Here is a 19381-nt window from a genome sequence, read left to right on the forward strand (position 1 = left end):
TACACACCCGCAAGATCGGGGCGGCTGGGAGGCATCAGCGGCCGACGACGATCGTCTGGCCGGGTGGCGGCCCCGCTCGCGCGGCTGCCGAGGCGGGAAACGGCCCGAAAGCGGCCGAGACCCGGATGGTCGCGATGAGACCCACCACTTCGCAGGATACGACCTCTGCGGCGGCTCGGGTCGCGATCTCGTCGGCGCGGGCGCACGGAGATCCCGAAACAGCGCCGGATGCGGCGTCCGCCGCGGCGAGCGCCGCCGCATCCGCCGTGCCCGAAAGGCGCTGCGCATGAACCGCCGCCGCTCCCGCCGCGGCGAGGCCGAGCGTCAGCGTGACGATGACCGCGACGACCCCGGTCGACGCGGCGGATCCGGCCATCAGCCGCCGCCGCCCAGGGCGCACGAGGATGCGGTGAACCGCAGCTCGACGACCGGAATCCCGGCGGGCGCGGTCGCGGTCACGCACACCAGGTCGTCCGCGTACTCCACGACGCCCTGCGCCCCCGGAGCAGAGCCCGCGACGAGAGCGAGCGCACGGCCCTCGTCGTCGCCGCGGGCGATCAGGCGTGCCGCATCCGCCGTCGCGTCCTGCAGCCGAACCTGCCGCGACGCCGACGACAGCGCGCCGATGCACAGCACGAGCAGCAGCACGATCGCCGGCAGGGCGACCGCGAACTCGGCGCTCACCGAGCCGCGGTCGCCGAGCCGGCGGCTCATTCGACCGTGAGCGCGCGGCGGATTCATTCGACCGTGAGCGCGCGGCGGATGAGATCCTCCAGGATGCCGCGCACCTCGTCCGAGCGCATGATCACGACCAGCAAACCCGCGAACGCGACGGCCGCAAGTATTGCGCGATTGCGGCGTAATGCGTTTTGAGGTGCATGCATCCCAATAGGATCGAGCTTCATGTGGTGGAAACACGTCGTCTTCTGGGCGAAGGTCGCAGCCGCCATCTGGGTAGGCCTCGTGGGCCTGCTCGAGGTTCTCACCCGCTATGAGGTGGTCGAGCCAAACGACAACCTCCAGCCCACAGTCTGGGTGATCTCCCTCATCATCCTCGGCGTCGGCAGCGTCGGCGAGTTGATCGGGGAGGCCGTCAAGAATCGATTCGCGGAGAAGAAGGGCCGCTACGACGCCGCCTTGATGTCGATGGTCATCGAACTCTGCCGCGACGGAACGCTGCGCTTTGAGGACCTCGGAGGCTCGGTCTACCGCCGAGCACGCTGGCGGCGCACGGTGACGCACGAGGACGGGACGAAAAGTCAGCGTCTAAAGCGAGTTCACCGCTTCCGCCCTTCCGCCTACCCGCCGCCTTCGGGAATCACCTGGACGGCCCGCACCGGCGCTGTTGGCGAGTGCTGGGAGAAACATCGTCACATATATAAGGACTGGCACGCGGTTGCCTCCAAGTACCCCGACCCGCTCACAGCAACTGAGTATGCGCGGGTGTCCAAGTCCACGAAGAACGGCTTCACCCTTGAGGAGTTCAACTCGATCGCGCGGAAGTACTCAGAGCTCCTTGCGGTTCCCATCTACGACCCGTTGAACGACGAGAAGCAACTAGGCGTGCTGTCTGTTGACAGGCTCTTTGATTCGGAACAGAGCTTCGCGCCAGTCCTGGGCAAAGAACCAAAACAGCGCCTGGTCTTCGCCGCGTCGGCGACCATCGGTAGTATTCTCAAACCACAAGCGAAGAACGATTGAGGGTGGCAATAATGCACGAGCTCTCGCCAGAAGAACGATACTTCCGCACACTTCAGAAGCTTGATCCTAGCGACGAGATGAGTCGCATCGTCGAGCACGCCAAAGAGGATCTCCGCTCGCGCGACAACGTCGTGCGTGGCCTGACCCGCGTGAAGGGCTTCACGGCTGAATGAAGTCGTCGGCCGCGGCTGACGTTTTCCACAGAACGCCCCACCTCCGCATCGGAGGCGGGGCGTTCTGCATGATGGAGCGATGGACGACGACGTGTTGGCGGATGCGACGCCGAATTGCGTCGCCTGCCTCACACGCCTCGAGCCGGACGGCTACCTCGAAGTCTGGCGCTGTCCCTCGTGTGGCCTCACGCGGATCTAGTCAATGCCGGACGTCAGTCATCGAGCACCTGGCGGATCTGGCGCTCGGTCGCGGTGAGATCGCCGTCGTAGTCCAGCGACGTGCGGGTAGCCATGGCTGCCTGCTTCTGCGACGGTGTCATCCGACGCTCGATCTCGGCTTCGATCTGTTCGAGGCGGCGGCGGAGGTGGGCTTCTCGGTTGGTGGTCATGATGCTGCGTTCTCCTTCATCTGTTGCTTGCGGGCGCGCGCTGCCGCGCAACGCTCTAGGTACTCGGCGAGTAGCCGATCGCCCTCGTCCTGCTGGTCTTCGGTCCACACGTCGTCGATCGCGAGTAGGTCCCGGATACGGGCGGCGAGGGCTTCGAGCTCGGTCTCTTCGCGGAGGAGATCCCACTGTCGGATGCGCTCTCGCTGCTGCACCCGCTGCGGGTAGGTGTAATCCAGCCAGACGAGCGAGGCCACAAGGAACTCGGGTTCGGAGGCGAACTGCGCGCCCGAGGGCCGCTCGGGATGCTGCTCAACCCCGCACGACCAGCAATTGTTCGCGGTCACTTTTTTGTCGGTCACGGTCGGTGGCCTTTCTGTTGGGTTAGCGGTCGTCGTCGTCATAGATGGGGGCGACGCGAGTCCCGTCGGCGAGTTGCACGAACGCGACGCCGGCACGACGCCGCGTGCGGGTCTTCTTCGACTGCGGTGGCTCGTCACCCTCGGTCGGTGTGTCGGCCGCGAGGACGGGGCGCACAGCGCGTGGCGGCGCGGGTTCCCGCGTACGGCGTACGGGCGCTTCGCGCTGTGCTCGCTCAGCGGCACCCTTCGCCGCGCGCTTCGATCGCTTTCGAGCGATCCGCTCGGCCGCGACGCTCACGACGTACAGCACGCGGCGGTCCGCTTCGCGCCTGGGGAGCGTCGCCGATTCGGCGTACCGGCGACGCTCCTCGCGGAGATACTCGGCGCCCCACGTCTGCCGCTCGGTCGGCGTAATCGCGTCCCACGTGCGCTCTGCTTTCGCCGTCGCCTTGTCCCACGCCGGCCACGGCTGCGGGGGCGCATCCGTGTCGTGGCCGAGCGCGCGAAGCGCCTCCCGCATCTCATCGAGTACCGGGTCGAAGATCGGCTCGTCGTTCGTGCGACGTGCCCTAGGCATCGTCGCCGCCCTTGAGATTGAGGCCGAGGAGCCGAGCGCGCTGCGCCTCGACGGAGGCAAGGAACCGGTAGAGCGCCGTGCGCTCGCCCTGCGACTGAGCGAGCGACAGGTCGAGGTTCGCCTTCCGCACGAGCGCGTCGAGCCGGTCCTCGACCTCCGTCCGAAGATGCTCGGCTTCCTGCTCTCCAAGGCGGGCATATGCGACACGGGCGAGCTCCTCCGCTTCGATCTGGGACACGCTGAGCCGCTCGGCGATGTCACCCCACGACAAGCCCTCTCGGCGCATGACCACCGCGCGGAGGGCTCGTTCAACGGCGCGATCGGCCTCCACCTCTGCGGCGGCGGACGCCCTTTCGAGTTCCTTCGACTTCTTACCCACGGTGGTCGCTGCCCTCGGCGGCCTCGGCGGCCGCCTTCTCCTCGGCCGCGGCCTTCTCCTCGGCCTCGCGTGCGGCGGCGGCCTCGGCGGCGGCGGCCTTGCGGGCCTTCTCCGCAGCGTCGAGCGACTCGAGGGTGCGGACGGCCCACCCAACGCTCTTCACGAGTGCCTCCGCGCCCTCCTGGGCCCACACGATCGGCGACCCTCCATCGTCGAAGTCGTCGGCGGGGGTCTTCGGGGGCGACGGCATCGTCGGGATGAAGTCGCCGCCGGCTCGCACGGCGGGCAGCGCAGCGAGGACCGTCAACGATGCGTCGAGGCGCGGAGTTGCGCGCCGGGCGATGTTCAGCGCCGAAGCGAACTCGAGCACGGCAGCATCCGCCTCAGCGCGTGCTGCCGACTCGAGAGCGGGCGAGTGGTGGGCCAGGATCGCCAAGTAGTCGTAACGCGCTTGGTCGAGCCTGGCGACCGCAGTCTGCCGCTCGAGCTCGGTGTCCTCAGCGCGGTCGCGGGCGGCTTCCTTCTTCTTCCGGACCCCCTTCGCGTCGATCGGCTTGTTCATCGTGCCGGCATGCAGGGCCGCTGCGCGTGACTCGTCGTCGAGGCGATCCACGGCGGTGTTTGCCGCATCTCGCTCACGGGTCGCCTGCACGTAGCCGGCGTGGGCCTCGGCGAGCTCGACGGCGGCCTTATCGATCGCCTTTACGCCGGTATCGCTCAGGATCGAGAGTCGAACCGGGCGGCCGTGTGCGTCACTGTAGAAGATCTGCTGCATTTTCATGGTGGTCGTTCTCCCTATTCGGTGGTGGGGTCGGCGATCGACGCGACGTCGATCCCGTCGGCGACGGTGTATCGCCAGGTCGTCGTTTCCTTGAGGCTGAGGCCGACCGTCGCGACCTCCTCGTCGACCGTGAGCAGGCCGAGGAGGTGGAGCGCTTGCAACTGCCGGTCGACGGTGCTGCGCGGTTTGTCGACGCGCTTCACGACGTCGCGGAGCGGACTCCACGGGTTCGCCGCGACGTCCTCCAGCACCTCGAGTCGAAGGGGCGGCATCGAGTCGCGGGCGACGCGGATCGCGAGGGCGAGTGCGTCTTCGCGGGTGCGGCCAATTGCGACGGCACCGCGGAAGATCTGCGCGAGTTGCTTCGCGAAGCGGGTCGGCATCTCCGGTGCGTGCGAGTCGACGACGTTGCCCCGATAGTCGAGGTCGACTGCGGTGCGAGCAAGGGTAACGAGATCGGCCGCGGCGAGGATGCGCGCAGCTTCGTCGTCGTCAGGGCCGCTCGCATTGATATCAGCACCCTCGAGCACGCCGGCAACCACAGCGGAAAGCTCGGCACGCATCGCCTCTTCACTCCCCGTGTTGCCAATCGCCTTCCGTCCGGCGGCGATGCGACCGACCGAGGAGTCCATGCGGACGATGACGAACCGGTCACCGAATGCGGAGATCGTGTCGGCGTGCGCGCGGTCCCACGCGGTCGTGATGGCGCCGATTACGACAAGTCGGCCTTTCCACTCGAGCGAACGACCGCCGTCCGTGCCGACGTTGCGGACCCAATGCCCGTCGTGGACTTCGCGGAATGCCGCGAAGACTTGTCCGCGCGCAGTGCGATCACCGGACAGCATCGAGGTTCCGTCTTTGATCACGAGGATTCCGCTCTCGCCGATCTGCCGAAGGAGACCACCGGTTGCGTCAGTGCTGCGCTCGCCTTTCGAGGTTGCAGATAGGAGAGCCCCTTCAGAAGCGACGGACGAGAGCACGAGTGCTCCGGCTCCGGCCAGCGACTGCACCGTCTCCGTCTTCGCATTGCCTGACCCCGACACGAGCCAAAGCCACGCCGGGTCGCCGTCCATGCGCTCGATGACAGCCGTTGCGAGCACCGCGTCTAGCGCGCCGAGGTCATAGTCGATGCCGAGCCAACCGCGGAACGCATCATGACAGGCCGCGAGCGAGACCGGCTGAGGCCGCTCGGGTCCAACGAGTCGCGCGGCCTGTCGTTTGCGGAGCTCTCGGCGCTGCGCCTTCGATAGGGCGAAGGTGACCGGCGGAAGACCGAGACGACGGATCGAGCCCGCGAGCGCCTTGTCGAAGTGCGAGAGGTACTCGGAGCCCCATCCTTCCGCGTAGGTGGCGCGGGCGGTGTCGAGAGCCTTACCGACGCCGGGGTGCCCCTGCACTCCGAGGGTGACGAGGCGCGTCACCCCGGTGAGGAGATCGTCGTGCGACATGCCCTCGGAGCGGAAGTTCTTCGTCGCCTTCTTGACGGCCTTGGAGGCCTTGCCGCCACCGAGACGAGCACGGAACGCGCTCTCGTCGGCGTTAGAAGCGCGATCGGCGGGTGCGGGGCGGCGTGCGTCGCCCGAGGTGAGCCACTCGGGCGCGGGGGCGAGCTCCTCGACCGACGTCGGAGGGGCAGAGTAAAGCACGGCGTATGAGTTGCCCGTGCGGCGGTCAATGCCACTGTCCACCTCGAATAGATTCGCGGTGCCGTTGGGCAGGTCCACGCCCACGGGAGCGACGTAGAAGGCGTGCGAGCCGCCGCGGGGGGTGTCCTGCATCCACGTCGGCGGGAGCGGGTACCCGAGGCGCTGGAGCGCGGCGTGGCCGTCCTTCCCGGCATCGACGTCGAGGTCAGCGATCGCGAGGCCGGAGGGACCGGCCGCCACGGCGAAGAGGGCGTCGGGGTGGCGCTCGGCCCACCCGCGGATCGTCGCCTCGTCTGTCGTCGCCTTCGTCTCCCAGCTCTTCACGATCGCCCGCTTCTTGGCGTTCACGGGCAGAACGTGCCAGCCGAGGCGGGCCGCGGCGAGAGCGCGATCGAGGGCGGTCATGCAGTGCCGCCGCTGCGCTTCATGGCTTCGCTGACCATCTCGGCGACGGCCATGCGGGCGAGGATGATCGCCTGCCGACGGCGGCCTCCGCTCGGCCATTGCCGTTCCGGCCACCGGCGATCAACTTCGTCGAGCCACGGTTCGAGCTCGGCGGCCGACGGCTCAGGCGGGCGCTTCTTGCGAGGCGGGAGTCCGGCGGCTTCGCGCTCGGCGTCGCGCTTGGCGTGGACAGCGAGGGCGCCTTTCCGTGCGCGCTCGCTTCGTTCGGCAGGCGTCATATTGGCGGCGGCACGAAGGCCGCCGAGCGCGTTCGCGGCGCGCGACAGTCCGGAAGGATGCCGGTCCTCGGGTAGCGCCGCGTCGAGGTCGGCGCCCTCGTCGCCCGTCATCGCGCACTCGCGAAGAGTGAGGCGACGCGCGCGGCGCGCATCGGATCGGGCGCAGGCATGGCGTCGACGAGCGCGGCAATCGCGTTGTCAGGATCGGAGAAGACGTCGTCGAGCGAGTCGGTGGACATCGAGAGAGAAGTGGTGTGAGCCACGGGCGGGCCTATCGGGTCGAACCTCGAGCACCCCTTTCCCGATATCGGGCCGAGTGTCGGATCGACCGGCGATGACCTCCGCCCCGTTCGGGGTGGGCTGCTGCCGTCTCCCCGGAAGCCGGTTGAAGGGCTTCCGGTTTGTGAGGGAGTGGCGCCGGTCAAAGACCGATACGCGTCACCTCACGCTCCACGTCTACCATCACGATGCCGGCGCGTTCTGCTGAAGCATTCCGACACTGTCGCCGATCGCTCGACTGTAGATCTGACGAGCGTACCTCTTCTACTAAGCGGACCGCAAGCTGGATTCAGTACCTGACCAGGCGTTCTCACCTATTGGTCGATAGATCGCTCCGGCCCAGTGCATGAGGCTAACCAGATTTGTTGGAGGGGGTGTGCGTGGAGGACGGTTCGTGAACCTCTCTTCTAGGGGTAGGGGGGTTACCAACAAATCTGGTGAGCGTTTGAGCCGCTATCGTCCGATTCGCGGGGACTTAGCACCGGGGGGCGTGGCCTATCCCGTGAGCCGGGGCCGGATAGTGACCTCGAACGCGTACTCGAGCTACCCCGCCGCCTCGTCGCCAGGGCTGCCCGCCACTATCCGGGACACGCGGCACGAACAACAGCGCCCGCCGTCGCGCGCAGAGCGGACCCGGGGCCGAGAACTGTCGGCTGACGCGGCTATCTTGAGGGAATGGACGCGAATGAACTTGTGAAGCGCTGCGGAATCTGCGACTCGCCCGTGCACGAAAGGCTCGAGCGAGGGGAGAAGACGATCACGGACGCTCGCCCGCCGCTCGAAGTAGTGCGTGTCTGCCAGAACTTGGAATGCCCGAGCAACACGGGCGACGCCGCGCTCGTCGACGCGGTCTAAGCGCCGCCCGCCGACGTGATCGTGATCGTCTTCGCGAACTTTTCGGCGGGCATGTTGCGCCGGTTCCCCTGACCAACGCTGTGCACGCGGATCTCGAAGAGGTCGCCGAGCACGGTCCGCTTCTCGCCGAGGGTGAGCGCCTGCCACGCGGCGAGAACATCGCCGGAGCCGACGATCCCCTCGAGCGTCGAGCGGTCGGCGCCCGCGGCTAGCTCACGCCTCATTCCGTCCCGCTTCGACACGATGCGCCCGCGGCGCTGCATGTACTCCGCTCGGTCGATGACGCCCTCGTCCCGATCCTGGCCGAGCTCCGCGAGGGCCGCGTCGAGCTTCGCGAGTTCGACTATCAAGGCTCCGGCGTCCGCCCGCTCACGGGGCTCGAGAAGCGCGCCGCGGTGCTTCGCGATGTACTCCACCGCGTAGCGCTCGACGTAGGCGTCGAGCGGGTCGCCGCGTCGCATGAAGTGGGCCATGGAGCCGCACCGGTAGGAGTGCACGCCCTTCTCACCGCCGCCCGCGTGAATGGGGCGGTCGCAGACGCCGCACAGCGCGAGCCCGCTCAAGAGCCACCGCCGCGTCGGGCCGGGCGACGTGCGTCGGTCGGGGTGTGCGAGCTTCGCCTTCGCCGCCTCCCACTGCGCGACGGTAACGATCGCTGGCCACTTCCCGACCTCGCACGACTCACGGGTGATCGCGGCCTGATCGTAGGGTCGCTGCTCGCCGTCCTCCGGCGGGAGCGGCAACAGAGCGGCGTAGTAGGGCGAGAGGAGTATGCGGCGGAGCGTCGTCGCCGTGAACGGCACACCCGCTACCACGACGCCGCCGCGTTTGTAGGGCGCCGTCCGCTTCCCGGCCTCGTTCAGGTCGCGCGCGATCGAGCCGAGGGGCACGCCGGCGAGGAACATCTCGAAGATCCGCCGCACGTCGTCGGCGCGGTCCGGGTCGCGTTCGTACGCTTCGCCACTCTCGCCCGCCTTCACGCGATCGGCGCGGACCTTCGTCGGCACCCACATATAGCCGTACGGCACCCGCCCCGACGTCGGTACGCCGTCGCGCCGCCGTGCCTTGTTCGCGAACACGCGCCGCTCGGCCTTCGTCTCGCTCTCCGCGCGGGCGACGCTCGTGAGTACGTTCGCCATGAGTCGCCCGTTCACTGTCGTAAGGTCGACCTCGCCGTCGCTCGTGACCACGGCCACCTTCGCGGCGGTCAGCGCTTCCAGCGCGGAGAGCGATCGGGCGAGGCGGTCCAGCTTCCGCACCACGAGGACGTCGAAGCGGCCCGCGTGAGCATCGCTGAGCATCTGCGCGAACGCGGTCCCTTCGCCTCGGACCTTGTACCCGCTGACGTTGTTGTCGCGGTAGGTGTCTACGAGTTCGAAGCCACGCGCGGCGACGACGTGCTCGCACGCGATGATCTGCTCCGCGATGCGCTCGTCCTCTTGCACCGATTGGCGGGCGTAGATCGCCGCACGAACGGCCGCGGGCTTCGTCTTCGGGGTCATACGCTCAGTCTGCTCTAATCCGCCGACACTGGCCATCGTGGCGATCGCATACTCCGCGGTTGCGGCGCCGGTGTCGTCGGCGAAGAGGCGGCGGGCACAGAGCGACGTGAGAACCGGCGGATGCGGGCGACCGACCCCGGGGGACGCGGGCCGCTCGAGAGGCGCGCGGTGAGGGCGAAGCGTGGTGCGGTGACGGATGACGGACATGATGTCTCCTTCTATAGAGGGGCACGATGGTGGGCACGATGGTGGGCACGGTGGTGGGCACGGTCTGTGCGGGCGAGGGGTGGGCACGGTCTGTGTGGGCACGGTCGCTCACACCCCCAGCGAGGTCGACGACAGGATCGCCATGAGCATCGGCGCCACGCCGAGCACGATGAACGCCGGCAGGACGCAGACGCCGAGCGGCACGAGCAGGGCGGACGAGAGCCGGGCCGCCCGCATCCGCCCCTCGGTGCGGGCACGCTGACGCGCCATCGCCGCCGAGGCGCGGAGCAACTCCGCCGCCGGAACACCCGCCGACCGCGAGAGCTCGAGAATCCGATCGATCTCGGCATCGCCGTCCTCGTGCGAAGCGGATGTCGACGCGGGGGCGGCAGGCTCGGTGACCGTCGCGTTCCGGCGGCCCGGCGCGCTCCGGCGACTCGGCGCGTTGCGGCGGCTCGGCGCGTTCCGACGGCCGGGCGCGCTCCAGCGGCCAGGCGCGCCGCGGGCACCCGAGCTGGATGGAGGCTGCGAGGTTCCCTGGGGCTGCGCAGTCTTCGGAGTTCCTGGTGTCTTCGGGGTTTTCCGTGTCTTCGGGGTTCTCGGTGCGCCGAGGGGGTGGCCGCGCGCACCGATGCGGCCCGAAGCGAGGAGATCTGCCGAAGCGAGGACGGATGCGGGGTTTCCGGCCCTCGCCCGAGCAGATCTCCTCGCTTCGGGCGCCGCAGCGTCCGCCCCCGCTGCGTCCCGCCCACGCGCGTCGTCCGCGAGCCGACGCGCGCGCTCGATCGAGACGCCTCCGCTGAGGGCGATCGCGATCAGTTCTGCGCCGAGCCCCGCCACCTGCGGGGGCGGGCCCGCTCCTCGGACCAGCCGACGCGTCCACACGTGGGCGGCGCCCATGAGCAGGAGGCCCAGCGCGAGGCAGGCGATCCCGCCCGGGCTCGTCGTCAGCACCCCGAGCGTGTCGACCCCGAGCGCGACGCCCAGCACGACCGCGACGAGCGGCAGCCAGGTCATCAGCCGTGCGGTCGAGGCAGGTTCGGCGAGCGCGACCTGCACCTCGTCACGGCATTCATCGGCCTCTCGGAGCGCACGGGCGATGGCACGGAGCCCGGCGGCGAGCGGAGCGCCCACTTCCGTCGCGACCCGCCACGCAGCGGCGATCGGCGCCCAACGCTCGCCTTGCGCGGCGATCGCGCCGGCCAGGTCGGAACCGGAAGCGTGACGGGCGGAGATGGCCGCGGCATCCGCTTCGCCGGACTCGGCAAGGAAGCGCCATGCACCCGCGGGAGCGACGCCGGCCTGCAGCAGGACGGCAAGCCGCAACGCGATCTCCGGCGTGCGATCAGCCGGTGCGGGAGCACGGCGGAGAGTCAGACGGGCCACGGCGCCTCCTCGATGACCAGCCGCTCGTTCCGGATGCCGGGGCGCCCGACTCCGGCGACCCGGCGCACTCCGTCGGCGCCGCGCTCGAGATGCACGACCCACCCGATCGCGCTCGCCACCTGCCGCGCGAGCGCCCGGTCATCGAGTCCGGCGAGGGCGCCGAGCGCTTCCAGCCGCGCCGGCACGTCGCGGAGACCGTTGGCATGCAGCGTCCCCGCCCCGCCGTCGTGACCCGTATTGAGTGCGGAGAGGAGTTCGCGGACCTCCGCGCCCCGGCACTCCCCGACCACGAGCCGGTCGGGCCGCATCCGGAGCGCCTCGCGGACGAGCTGCGCGAGCCCGATCCCGCCCGCCCCCTCGAGGTTCGGCTGGCGCGCCTCGAGCCGGACGTGGTGCGGATGATCGATGCGGAGCTCGGCGACATCCTCGATCGTCACGATGCGCTCCCCCGCGGGCGCCGTTGCCAGGAGTGCGCCCAGCAGAGTCGTCTTGCCGGTTCCGGCCGCACCCGTCACCAGCAGGTTCTCGCGCGCGGCGACGAAGCCCTCGAGCATCGCGCGCCCGGCGTCCCCGAACACCCCGCGCGCTTCGAGCCCCGCGAGGTCGACGATGTCGGCACGCGGCACGCGGATGGAGATCGTCGTGCCGTCGGCGCACACGGGCGGCAGCACGGCATGCACGCGGATGCCGCCATCGAGGCGCACATCCACGCACGGCGTCGCGTCATCGATGTGCCGACCGCCGAGCGCGATGAGGGAAACCGCCAGTTCACGCACCTCCTCCTCGCCGGCCCGCCACTGTGCCACGCGCTCGGCGCCGGCGCCGCGGTCGACGAAGAGTCCGCGCGCCCCGTTGACGAAGATGTCGGTGACCGCCGGATCATCGGCGTGCGCGCGCAACGCCTCCGGCAGGCGTGCCCTCGCCGGCGGGATCCGCGGCGCGTGCGGCGCGGAAGCGTCCGCGCGAGCAACCGCCGAAGTCGCTGCTGCGCCCAACGCGGCCGCGGGGCGCACCACGAACGGCTCCGCACGCGGCATACCGAATGCATCCGCGCGCGGCGCCCCGAATGCATCCGCACGCGGCGCCCCGAATGCATCCGCACGCGACGCGCCCGCCGCATCCGATCGCACCCCGGCCGGCACACCGCGCGCCACCGCTCGAGACACCGAGGCGTCGGGCAGGCTTGGCGTCTCCGCGCGGGGACTCACGACGAACGGCGGGGGCATGGCACGACGCTAGGTCGCGAGCGACGGCGGCACCCCGCCCAGACCCCCGTCCGTGGACAGCTCGCCGAATATCGCCGCTGTGGAGATGCGGTCGGCCCCTCCGTCACGCGAGGGCGCACCCTCGCACAAAAAAGAAGGCGGCATCCTCATGGGGGGTGAGGATGCCGCCGTGCGCGACCCTCCGAATGGGGGGCACTGAGAGATCGCGCACACCCGAATAGATCGCGGGCGACCATGAGCATACGCGCGCCCGATGGGACGCGCCAACAGCAATCGGCGCGTGTCCCCTGCCGCATCCGTCACCAACTAACGGGGGTGGCGCGTCCCTCGCCGCGGGTCGCAGGATGGGACCCGGCGCGTAGGTCGCGCCACCCTCACGGCGCCCGGTGGCGCGGTACGCAAAGGAGCGCACATGAGTAGCCAGATCGACCACCTGTTCTCCGAGGACCGCCGGTTCGCTCCGGATGCGGCCTTCGCCGCCGATGCCGTCGGCACGGCCGCGCTCTACGCCGAGGCGGCCGCCGACCCGGAGGCGTTCTGGGCCGCGCGAGCGCGCGAGTACGTGCACTGGCACCGCCCGTTCACCGAGGTGCTGGACTGGTCGAATCCGCCGTTCGCGACCTGGTTCGCCGACGGCGAGCTTAACGTCGCGTACAACTGCCTCGACCGTCACGTCGAGGCAGGCCACGGCGACCGCGTTGCACTTCTCTGGGAGGGCGAGCCCGGCGATCAGCGACGGGTGACCTACGCGGAACTCACCGACGAGGTCAAGCGGCTCGCGAACCTGCTCACCGAACTCGGCATCGGACAGGGCGACCGCGTGGCGATCTACCTGCCGATGATTCCCGAGGCGGTGGCGTCGATGCTGGCCGTCGCCCGCGTCGGCGCGGTGCACTCGGTCGTCTTCGGCGGATTCTCGGCCGACAGCCTGCGCGCCCGCATCGACGATGCCGGAGCGAAGCTCGTGATCACGGCCGACGGCGGGTATCGGAAAGGCAAGGTCTCGGCGCTGAAGCCGGCCGTCGACCTCGCCCTCGCCGATCGGAACGGCGCCGGCCCCCAGGAGACGGTGGAGCACGTCCTCGTCGTCCGACGCGGCGGCAACGATGTCGACTGGGTCGACGGTCGCGACCTGTGGTGGCACGAGGCGGTGGCCACCGCATCCGCCGACCACGTCGCGCACGCGTTTCCGGCGGAGAACCCGCTGTTCATCCTCTACACCTCGGGCACGACCGGTAAGCCGAAGGGCATCCTGCACACGTCCGGCGGCTACCTCACCCAGGCGGCGTTCACGAACAGCGTGGTGCACGACATCCACCCCGAGTCGGACGTGTACTGGTGCACGGCGGACGTCGGATGGATCACGGGCCACACCTACGTGACGTACGGGCCGCTCGCGAACGGCGCGACGCAGGTGATCTACGAGGGAACGCCCGATTCACCGCATCCGGGACGCTGGTGGGAGATCGTGGAGAAGTACGGCGTGACGGTCCTCTATACGGCCCCCACCGCCATCCGCTCGTTCATGAAGATCGGGCGCCAGGTGCCGCAGGAGTTCGACCTATCGAGCCTGCGTCTGCTCGGGTCGGTCGGCGAGCCGATCAACCCCGAGGCCTGGGTCTGGTACCGGTCGGTCATCGGCGCGGGAACCGCACCGATCGTCGACACGTGGTGGCAGACCGAAACGGGCGCCATCATGATCTCGGCGCTGCCCGGCGTCACCGAGACGAAGCCCGGGTCGGCGCAGGTGCCGCTGCCCGGGATCTCGGTGGACGTCGTCGACGACACCGGCACGGAGGTCGGCAACGGCAACGGCGGTCTGCTCGTGGTGACGCGTCCGTGGCCGAGCATGCTGCGCGGGATCTGGGGCGACCCCGACCGGTTCGTCGAGACCTACTGGGAGAAGTTCGCGGCTCGCGGCTTCTACTTCGCGGGCGACGGTGCGCGCCTGGACGACGACGGCGACGTCTGGCTGCTCGGTCGCGTCGACGACGTGATGAACGTCTCGGGGCACCGACTCTCGACCGCCGAGATCGAATCGGCCCTCGTCGGGAACGAGGCCGTCGCCGAGGCGGCCGTCGTCGGCGCCTCGGATGAGACCACCGGCCAGGCGGTCGTCGCTTTTGTATGTATTAAGAACTCGCACGCTGTGAATCCCGATGAACTCGAGGCGTTGATAGTCGAATTACGCGCGTGGGTCGCGCAACAGATCGGCGCGATCGCTCGTCCTCGCGACATCTATATCGTGACCGAACTTCCGAAGACGCGATCCGGAAAGATCATGCGTCGCCTCCTTCGTGACGTTGCGGAGGGGCGCGAGGTCGGCGACACGACGACGTTGGCAGACACGATGGTCATGAGCACGATCAAGGGTCAAGTGAAGAGCAAGTAATCGCGGCGACGTGCGACACGCACTCCCCTCCGTGTCGCACGGCGAGTTCGTCATGGACGCCCTCGCGCAGATCGGTATGGTCCTCCCCGACGCCGACACCGGCAAGCTCGGCGACGCGGCCTCCGCGTGGTCGGAGTTCAGCTCGTCGATCACGAGCGCCAAGGGCGAGCTCAACGGCACCCTCACCAACCTGGCCGGCATGGACATCCCCCAGGCCGGACTGACGGGATGACGTCCCAGCAGCTCGCCGAGCACTTCCAGCCGAAGACACCGACCGACGAGATCCGCGACCTCGTTCAAGGGTCGTACGAGAGGGGCGAAGAGCGCCCCGACCCGGCGCAGCCCGACTACCGTCCCACGACGTTCCAAGCGGACCACATCATTCCTCTTCGAAGGATCGTCGACCTCCGGGGTTTCCGGGACCTCACCTACGAGCAGATGCTCGACATCGTGAACCTCTCCGCGAACTTCTGGGGCATGGGTCCGCGGACCAACGCGTCGACGGGCTCCAAGCCGCTCGAAGCATGGCCAGGGCACCCCGCCTTTGCTCCCATCACGCCGGAGACGCGCGCCATGCTGCGCAGGATCAGCAATGAGGCTCTCGACGCGGTGACCGATGCCATCGACGACTTCCTCGACGGTGCGTGATCGCTCATCGGGCGACGGTGAGCACCTAATGTGGAACGACGAGACGACAGGAGGTACGACGTGCTGGAGACCGTGACGACCGACATCGACGGAGCTCGCGTGAGCGGGAGCGCCATGGGCGAGTTGTCCGCACAAGTCGGCGGCATCATCGAAGCCCTCCGGCCATACCGCGCCGAGTTCCGCGATGGGCTGAGCGTGCAGCTCGGATGGGGGCCCTTCATCCTCCGCCAGGATTCAGAGGACGCCTACACGGTGGTCGCCCCACGATACGAGGATCATGCGGACGGGGAGATCACCGACGACCTGACGCTCGCGCTGTGGACGCTCGTGGGGCAGACTCTCGTCCTGTCGATGGCGGAGATCGATGAGCCGACCCCGACGAACTTCGACCAGGACGTGATCATCGCCAACCGGGCGATCGACGCCGAGCGCTGGACCCTGTCACGCAGCGCGCCTCGCCCGCACGACAGCGGGTGGTACATGGACGTCTACCCCACTCCGCCCGGCGAGGCACTGCCGCCCGGGGAGATGACCCGCTATCCCGCCGCGCAGCTCCTGCAGCTGAAGAAGCACGTGGTTCGCGCGCTCTTCCTCCCGCCCGGCGTCGCCGCCGTGGTCAATGACCAGGGCATGGAAGCGGTCTTCCGCGAGGCCGACTTCTCGATCCTGGCTCAGGGGCCGTTGTGAACGGCGACCACGGATGACGAGTGCGAATCGCGTCACGATCGACCATCGCGTGACCGGAGTGAACATCCGCGCGACCGTTCGTGACGACATGGTGGCGTCCGCCGTCGCTGCGCTCGACCTGTTCGAGCGCGACACGGTGATCGGTGGTGCGTCCATCGACCTGGGGTGGGCGCCCATCAGACTGCGCGAGGTCGAGGACGGTCTCATCGCCGTCGCACCGAACTTCCGGTCGATGTTCCCGCGCCGTCGCGTGAGCGAGGACCTCACGGACGCACTCTGGATTCGGGCGATGCAGGACGACTTCCACGAGCGCAGCGGTCTCCCGCTCGGGCCTCCGACGAACTTCGACAACTCGATCTACCAGATCGAGGGGGCATGGCAGGCCGACACCGTCTGTATCCGATGTGAGGAACTCGACGGCTCCCCCTTCTCGGGATGGCTCGTCGACGTAGCCGTCCCGCCGCAGCCGGCGTCGGACGTGGACGCGGGCGACATCGCGAAGGCGTACACCGTGTTCCTTGAGAGGCCGGCACTCCTCGCGACCCTCAACCTTCCGCCGGGATTCGTCGTCGTCGCTGACAAGAGCGTCGTCCTCGCCGTGCACGACGAGTCCGGTCGAGTCGCCTACGACGGCCTTTCGCCGATCCCACCCTTCCCTGACCGCCCGACGCGAGGATCTAACGTGACCGACCCACACCCGAACGACCGACTCTCCGCGGTAGCCGAGGAGCTCTTCGCTCAGCTCGCTCCCGACGCCGAGCTCCGCACCATCCCTCTCGAGGACGGCGCGGGCGTGTGCGTCGTCCACACCGTTCGCGGTGGCGGGAAGATCTACGTCGCGCCCGACGAGAGCGTGCTCTTCGTGGGCTCGGCGATGGACTTCGATGCCGGCCTCGCCGCATTCCGCGCCGGCACCCGCACCCCGCCGGAGAAGTCCCTCCGCCCGAAGTCCTGACACGTCACCCCTCTGCGTGCGGGATGGAAAGGCAATGAGCGATGCACAGACCTCTGGGAGCACCCGTCCATGACTGACGCGCAGCCCCGCTGGGCGACCGCGAAGGACCTCAGGGCGTTCTCCGATGAGACATCGCCGCGGATCGTCGAGCTGCTCGAGACACTGCAGCCTGTTCTTCCCGCACCTGAACGACGGGGTGCCAAGACAGCTGCGAGGTCGTTCTCGTTCACGAGGGAAGTCAAGCTCACCGAACTCACGTCGATCGTCGCCTATCTGGCTGCGTACGGTGAGTTCGACCACCTGAAAAGCATTGCGATGACGGTAGCGCCGACCCCTTTCACAGGCAACGAGACCGTGTACGAGCCGGTCAGGCGTATCGTTCACGCCGCCTACTACTTCGCAGCCCGACGCGCTGACTCCTCGACCACAGGGACTCTCCAGCCGTATCTCTTCGTCCCGGCGGACTTCACCCGATCCCCGACCTACCTCGCAGGATGGTCGCTACGGCGGTTGCTGGACATGCCCGTCGAAGAAGCAGCGACGTACAGCAAGCACCCGGTGCGCTACCACGCCGAAATGATCGTGCTGGATCTTCTCGACCTCGCCTCGATCTCGGTCTGCGGCGGGTCGTCCACATGGACACCGGAACGAATCGATGCACAGGTCGACAAGACCATCGCGGGCCTCTTCGCCGTTCGCGGGTACGCTCCCCCTGCACCCTGAGTCACCTCCGTCCGGTCGATCTCTGAAGGAGAAACCATGCCTCTCACCGTGGATCCCACCATCGACAACGCCGGCGGAGCATACGCCCCGCCGAACTTCCCGTCGGCTCTCGCGGATGCCGGATACTGCGGTCGGTCGTTCAACCAGGGGCTCATCCGCTTTCACGACGCGACGAGCGGCCCGGAGTTCACCGACATGGTCCGGGAGGCGTTCCCTGAGATCGTCGACCCCGACGCCGGCGTCGTCGCGTTCGACTGGATGGGACGCCAGCTGGTGAGCCTCCGCACCCGCGCCGAAGGCGGCACCTGGGGCGAACTGCTCATCCACATCGCCGACCTCGGCACCGGAACCCTCTACGAGGCCGCCACCCCGGCCGAGTTCGGCGCGGCGCTCCAGAACGGAGCGATCGAGGAAGCACTCGACGCGCAGACCTTCACCGAATGGCGCACGGCGAACGGAGTCCCCACGGCCACGCTGGGGTTCGACGAGTGCATCGAATACGACGTCCCCGTTTTCCTCGGCGGCGACGACACCACCCAGAACATGGGCGTCACCGACACGAGCGTCCTCTGGGCCGTCGTCGGCCAGGTGCGCGCGCAGTCACGGGACCTCCCCGAAGGCTCCCAGGTCGCGGTCACGCCTCCTTCGGAAGGGTAGGGGGATTCCGATGACCGACGACACATCGAAGACGATCCAGAGCGAGATCGCTCGCACCTTCATAGCCGCCATCGAGGGCGAATGGGAGCGTGGCGTCATCTCGTACGTCGAGGTCGGTGGGACTGGAACCGCCGAGAACTGGGTGTCTCGTTCGGGCGGATCAACTGAGCGGATCCGGCTTCTCAATTCGACACTTGATGCGTTCTCGAACCTTCGAGAGATCATGTACCAGCCGACACGCGGCGCCTGGTTCTCCGCCCGGGTCGAGGTCGCACCATCGGGTGGTTTCGAATTCACCTTCAACTACGACAACCGGGTCTTCATCCCGTTGGACGACGATGGGGACTTTCTCGAACCGGTCGCGCCCCAGGACGACCTCCTGAAGGACGACTCCTACGTCCGCGACCTCAAGCAGTTCCCTCGCGACGAGCAGTTCATCCCGGAGTGGTACCCGAGAGAGAACGCACCCGCACCGATCGCCGACCCCGTCGAGTACTTCGCCGACGCGCTCAACCGAACCGTCACCCCGTTGCGCCTCGAGAAGCGTCTTGCGGATGCCTCCCCGGTCTGGGCGTCGATGATCTCTGAGATTCACACCGCCGTTCCTCAGCAGATCGCGACACTCACCGACGAGTTCTCCGCGGAGCTCATCGACCCCGGCCTGTCCTGGGCGAAGGCGATCTGGATCCTGAATGGACCCCTGCAGACCATCACGGGCGAGCCGGTCGACCGGCACATGTGGCAGAAGTCCCTCCCGAACCTCCTAGACCTCTACCGAGCGGTCAAGTCACTCCCGATCGATGCTCGGGAAGGACTCGTCCTCGAACTCGAGACCTTCCCCGACTACACCACCGTGCCCGCCACCGCGCCCGACACAACCGTCCGGACGCTGTGGGACACCAACACCTTCGGAAAGACCGAACACACGGAGCTGCTCAGCATTCTCACCCAGGTGGTCAACGAGACCGCCAGCGCCGTGGCGACTAATGACGCCCTCAACCGCTTCGACGTCACGGTCCCGCCGCCCGGCGTCGTCGGAGACAGCCGTGGTTGGTGAGCCCGAAGCGTTACGCCGAATCTCCGACCTCGCACCCCAGCTTCGACTTCGTTCACGCCCCGGGCCACCAGTGGCGTGAATCCGTCGGATAACCGCAGCAACCGCAACAACCGACGCCC

At 68.5% G+C, this 19381-nt stretch carries 23 protein-coding genes and 1 pseudogene; 10 read left to right on the forward strand and 14 right to left on the reverse strand.

The features are described from left to right. Positions 1 to 34: 34 nt before the first annotated feature. The 3 genes and pseudogenes from LQ938_RS11870 to LQ938_RS11880 all read right to left on the reverse strand — a co-directional run. Entirely contained in the window at positions 35 to 376 is a 342-nt protein-coding gene (locus LQ938_RS11870) for a helicase (RefSeq protein ID WP_223722859.1), read from the reverse strand. Further along, positions 376 to 714 (reverse strand): TadE family type IV pilus minor pilin, encoded by a 339-nt coding sequence (locus tag LQ938_RS11875; protein WP_223722858.1) that lies wholly within the window; start codon positions 712 to 714, stop codon positions 376 to 378. The genes LQ938_RS11870 and LQ938_RS11875 overlap by 1 nt, the downstream gene beginning before the upstream one ends. Before the next feature lie 23 nt (positions 715 to 737). Continuing rightward, a pseudogene (locus tag LQ938_RS11880) lies at positions 738 to 848 on the reverse strand (DUF4244 domain-containing protein); the annotation flags it as partial. Positions 849 to 903: 55 nt separating this feature from the next. Here LQ938_RS11880 and LQ938_RS11885 point away from each other — a divergent pair. Beyond that, positions 904 to 1701 (forward strand): hypothetical protein, encoded by a 798-nt coding sequence (locus tag LQ938_RS11885; RefSeq protein ID WP_223722857.1) that lies wholly within the window; start codon positions 904 to 906, stop codon positions 1699 to 1701. An 11-nt stretch (positions 1702 to 1712) separates the two neighbouring features. After that, positions 1713 to 1874: a hypothetical protein gene (locus LQ938_RS11890; protein ID WP_223722856.1), complete on the forward strand. Its 162-nt coding sequence runs from the start codon at positions 1713 to 1715 to the stop codon at positions 1872 to 1874. A 212-nt stretch (positions 1875 to 2086) separates the two neighbouring features. On the opposite strand, the gene LQ938_RS11895 is transcribed toward LQ938_RS11890, so the two are convergent. The 11 genes from LQ938_RS11895 to LQ938_RS11945 all read right to left on the reverse strand — a co-directional run bounded on the left by LQ938_RS11895 (position 2087) and on the right by LQ938_RS11945 (position 11954). After that, complete coding sequence (locus tag LQ938_RS11895; RefSeq protein ID WP_223722855.1) at positions 2087 to 2263, reverse strand: hypothetical protein; 177 nt, start codon at positions 2261 to 2263, stop codon at positions 2087 to 2089. Next, positions 2260 to 2622 (reverse strand): hypothetical protein, encoded by a 363-nt coding sequence (locus tag LQ938_RS11900; protein WP_223722854.1) that lies wholly within the window; start codon positions 2620 to 2622, stop codon positions 2260 to 2262. The genes LQ938_RS11895 and LQ938_RS11900 overlap by 4 nt, the downstream gene beginning before the upstream one ends. Positions 2623 to 2644: 22 nt before the next feature. Then, complete coding sequence (locus LQ938_RS11905) at positions 2645 to 3199, reverse strand: hypothetical protein (RefSeq protein ID WP_223722853.1); 555 nt, start codon at positions 3197 to 3199, stop codon at positions 2645 to 2647. After that, the gene (locus LQ938_RS11910) at positions 3192 to 3578 is read right to left on the reverse strand and encodes a hypothetical protein (protein ID WP_223722852.1); all 387 of its coding nucleotides are present in this window, start codon (positions 3576 to 3578) and stop codon (positions 3192 to 3194) included. The genes LQ938_RS11905 and LQ938_RS11910 overlap by 8 nt, the downstream gene beginning before the upstream one ends. Continuing rightward, entirely contained in the window at positions 3571 to 4359 is a 789-nt protein-coding gene (locus tag LQ938_RS11915) for a hypothetical protein (protein WP_223722851.1), read from the reverse strand. The genes LQ938_RS11910 and LQ938_RS11915 overlap by 8 nt, the downstream gene beginning before the upstream one ends. A gap of 14 nt (positions 4360 to 4373) precedes the next feature. After that, a complete protein-coding gene (locus tag LQ938_RS11920) occupies positions 4374 to 6410 on the reverse strand; it encodes a bifunctional DNA primase/polymerase (protein WP_223722850.1) in 2037 nt (678 codons plus the stop codon). After that, a complete protein-coding gene (locus LQ938_RS11925; RefSeq protein ID WP_223722849.1) occupies positions 6407 to 6799 on the reverse strand; it encodes a hypothetical protein in 393 nt (130 codons plus the stop codon). The genes LQ938_RS11920 and LQ938_RS11925 overlap by 4 nt, the downstream gene beginning before the upstream one ends. Continuing rightward, positions 6796 to 6951: a hypothetical protein gene (locus LQ938_RS11930; protein WP_223722848.1), complete on the reverse strand. Its 156-nt coding sequence runs from the start codon at positions 6949 to 6951 to the stop codon at positions 6796 to 6798. The genes LQ938_RS11925 and LQ938_RS11930 overlap by 4 nt, the downstream gene beginning before the upstream one ends. A gap of 867 nt (positions 6952 to 7818) precedes the next feature. Then, positions 7819 to 9324: a recombinase family protein gene (locus LQ938_RS11935; RefSeq protein WP_223722847.1), complete on the reverse strand. Its 1506-nt coding sequence runs from the start codon at positions 9322 to 9324 to the stop codon at positions 7819 to 7821. Between the two features lie 315 nt (positions 9325 to 9639). Next, complete coding sequence (locus LQ938_RS11940) at positions 9640 to 10917, reverse strand: type II secretion system F family protein (protein ID WP_223722846.1); 1278 nt, start codon at positions 10915 to 10917, stop codon at positions 9640 to 9642. Then, positions 10905 to 11954 (reverse strand): TadA family conjugal transfer-associated ATPase, encoded by a 1050-nt coding sequence (locus LQ938_RS11945; protein WP_374197484.1) that lies wholly within the window; start codon positions 11952 to 11954, stop codon positions 10905 to 10907. Before LQ938_RS11945 ends, LQ938_RS11940 begins: the two co-directional genes overlap by 13 nt. 601 nt (positions 11955 to 12555) lie before the next feature. Between LQ938_RS11945 and acs the strand changes: the two genes are divergently transcribed. The 8 genes from acs (at position 12556) to LQ938_RS11985 (ending at position 19262) form a co-directional block, all read left to right on the forward strand. Then, positions 12556 to 14535, forward strand: a complete 1980-nt coding sequence (acs, locus tag LQ938_RS11950; protein ID WP_223722845.1) for an acetate--CoA ligase — start codon at positions 12556 to 12558, stop codon at positions 14533 to 14535. 10 nt (positions 14536 to 14545) lie between these two features. Beyond that, complete coding sequence (locus LQ938_RS11955) at positions 14546 to 14767, forward strand: hypothetical protein (protein ID WP_223722844.1); 222 nt, start codon at positions 14546 to 14548, stop codon at positions 14765 to 14767. Beyond that, complete coding sequence (locus LQ938_RS11960; protein ID WP_223722843.1) at positions 14764 to 15183, forward strand: hypothetical protein; 420 nt, start codon at positions 14764 to 14766, stop codon at positions 15181 to 15183. The genes LQ938_RS11955 and LQ938_RS11960 overlap by 4 nt, the downstream gene beginning before the upstream one ends. A gap of 60 nt (positions 15184 to 15243) precedes the next feature. Continuing rightward, the gene (locus tag LQ938_RS11965; RefSeq protein ID WP_223722842.1) at positions 15244 to 15870 is read left to right on the forward strand and encodes an immunity protein Imm33 domain-containing protein; all 627 of its coding nucleotides are present in this window, start codon (positions 15244 to 15246) and stop codon (positions 15868 to 15870) included. Positions 15871 to 15883: 13 nt separating this feature from the next. Continuing rightward, positions 15884 to 16825, forward strand: a complete 942-nt coding sequence (locus LQ938_RS11970) for a hypothetical protein (RefSeq protein WP_223722841.1) — start codon at positions 15884 to 15886, stop codon at positions 16823 to 16825. 69 nt (positions 16826 to 16894) lie between these two features. Beyond that, positions 16895 to 17548 carry a hypothetical protein gene (locus LQ938_RS11975; RefSeq protein WP_223722840.1) on the forward strand — a complete coding sequence of 218 codons (654 nt, stop codon included), beginning with the start codon at positions 16895 to 16897 and terminating at the stop codon, positions 17546 to 17548. Positions 17549 to 17584: 36 nt separating this feature from the next. Further along, entirely contained in the window at positions 17585 to 18205 is a 621-nt protein-coding gene (locus LQ938_RS11980; protein WP_223722839.1) for a DUF1851 domain-containing protein, read from the forward strand. A gap of 10 nt (positions 18206 to 18215) precedes the next feature. After that, positions 18216 to 19262: a hypothetical protein gene (locus LQ938_RS11985; RefSeq protein WP_223722838.1), complete on the forward strand. Its 1047-nt coding sequence runs from the start codon at positions 18216 to 18218 to the stop codon at positions 19260 to 19262. Positions 19263 to 19381: the final 119 nt, after the last annotated feature.

The sequence above is a fragment of the Microbacterium sp. cx-55 genome, from assembly GCF_021117345.1.
In the GTDB taxonomy this organism is placed as follows: Bacteria; Actinomycetota; Actinomycetes; order Actinomycetales; family Microbacteriaceae; genus Microbacterium.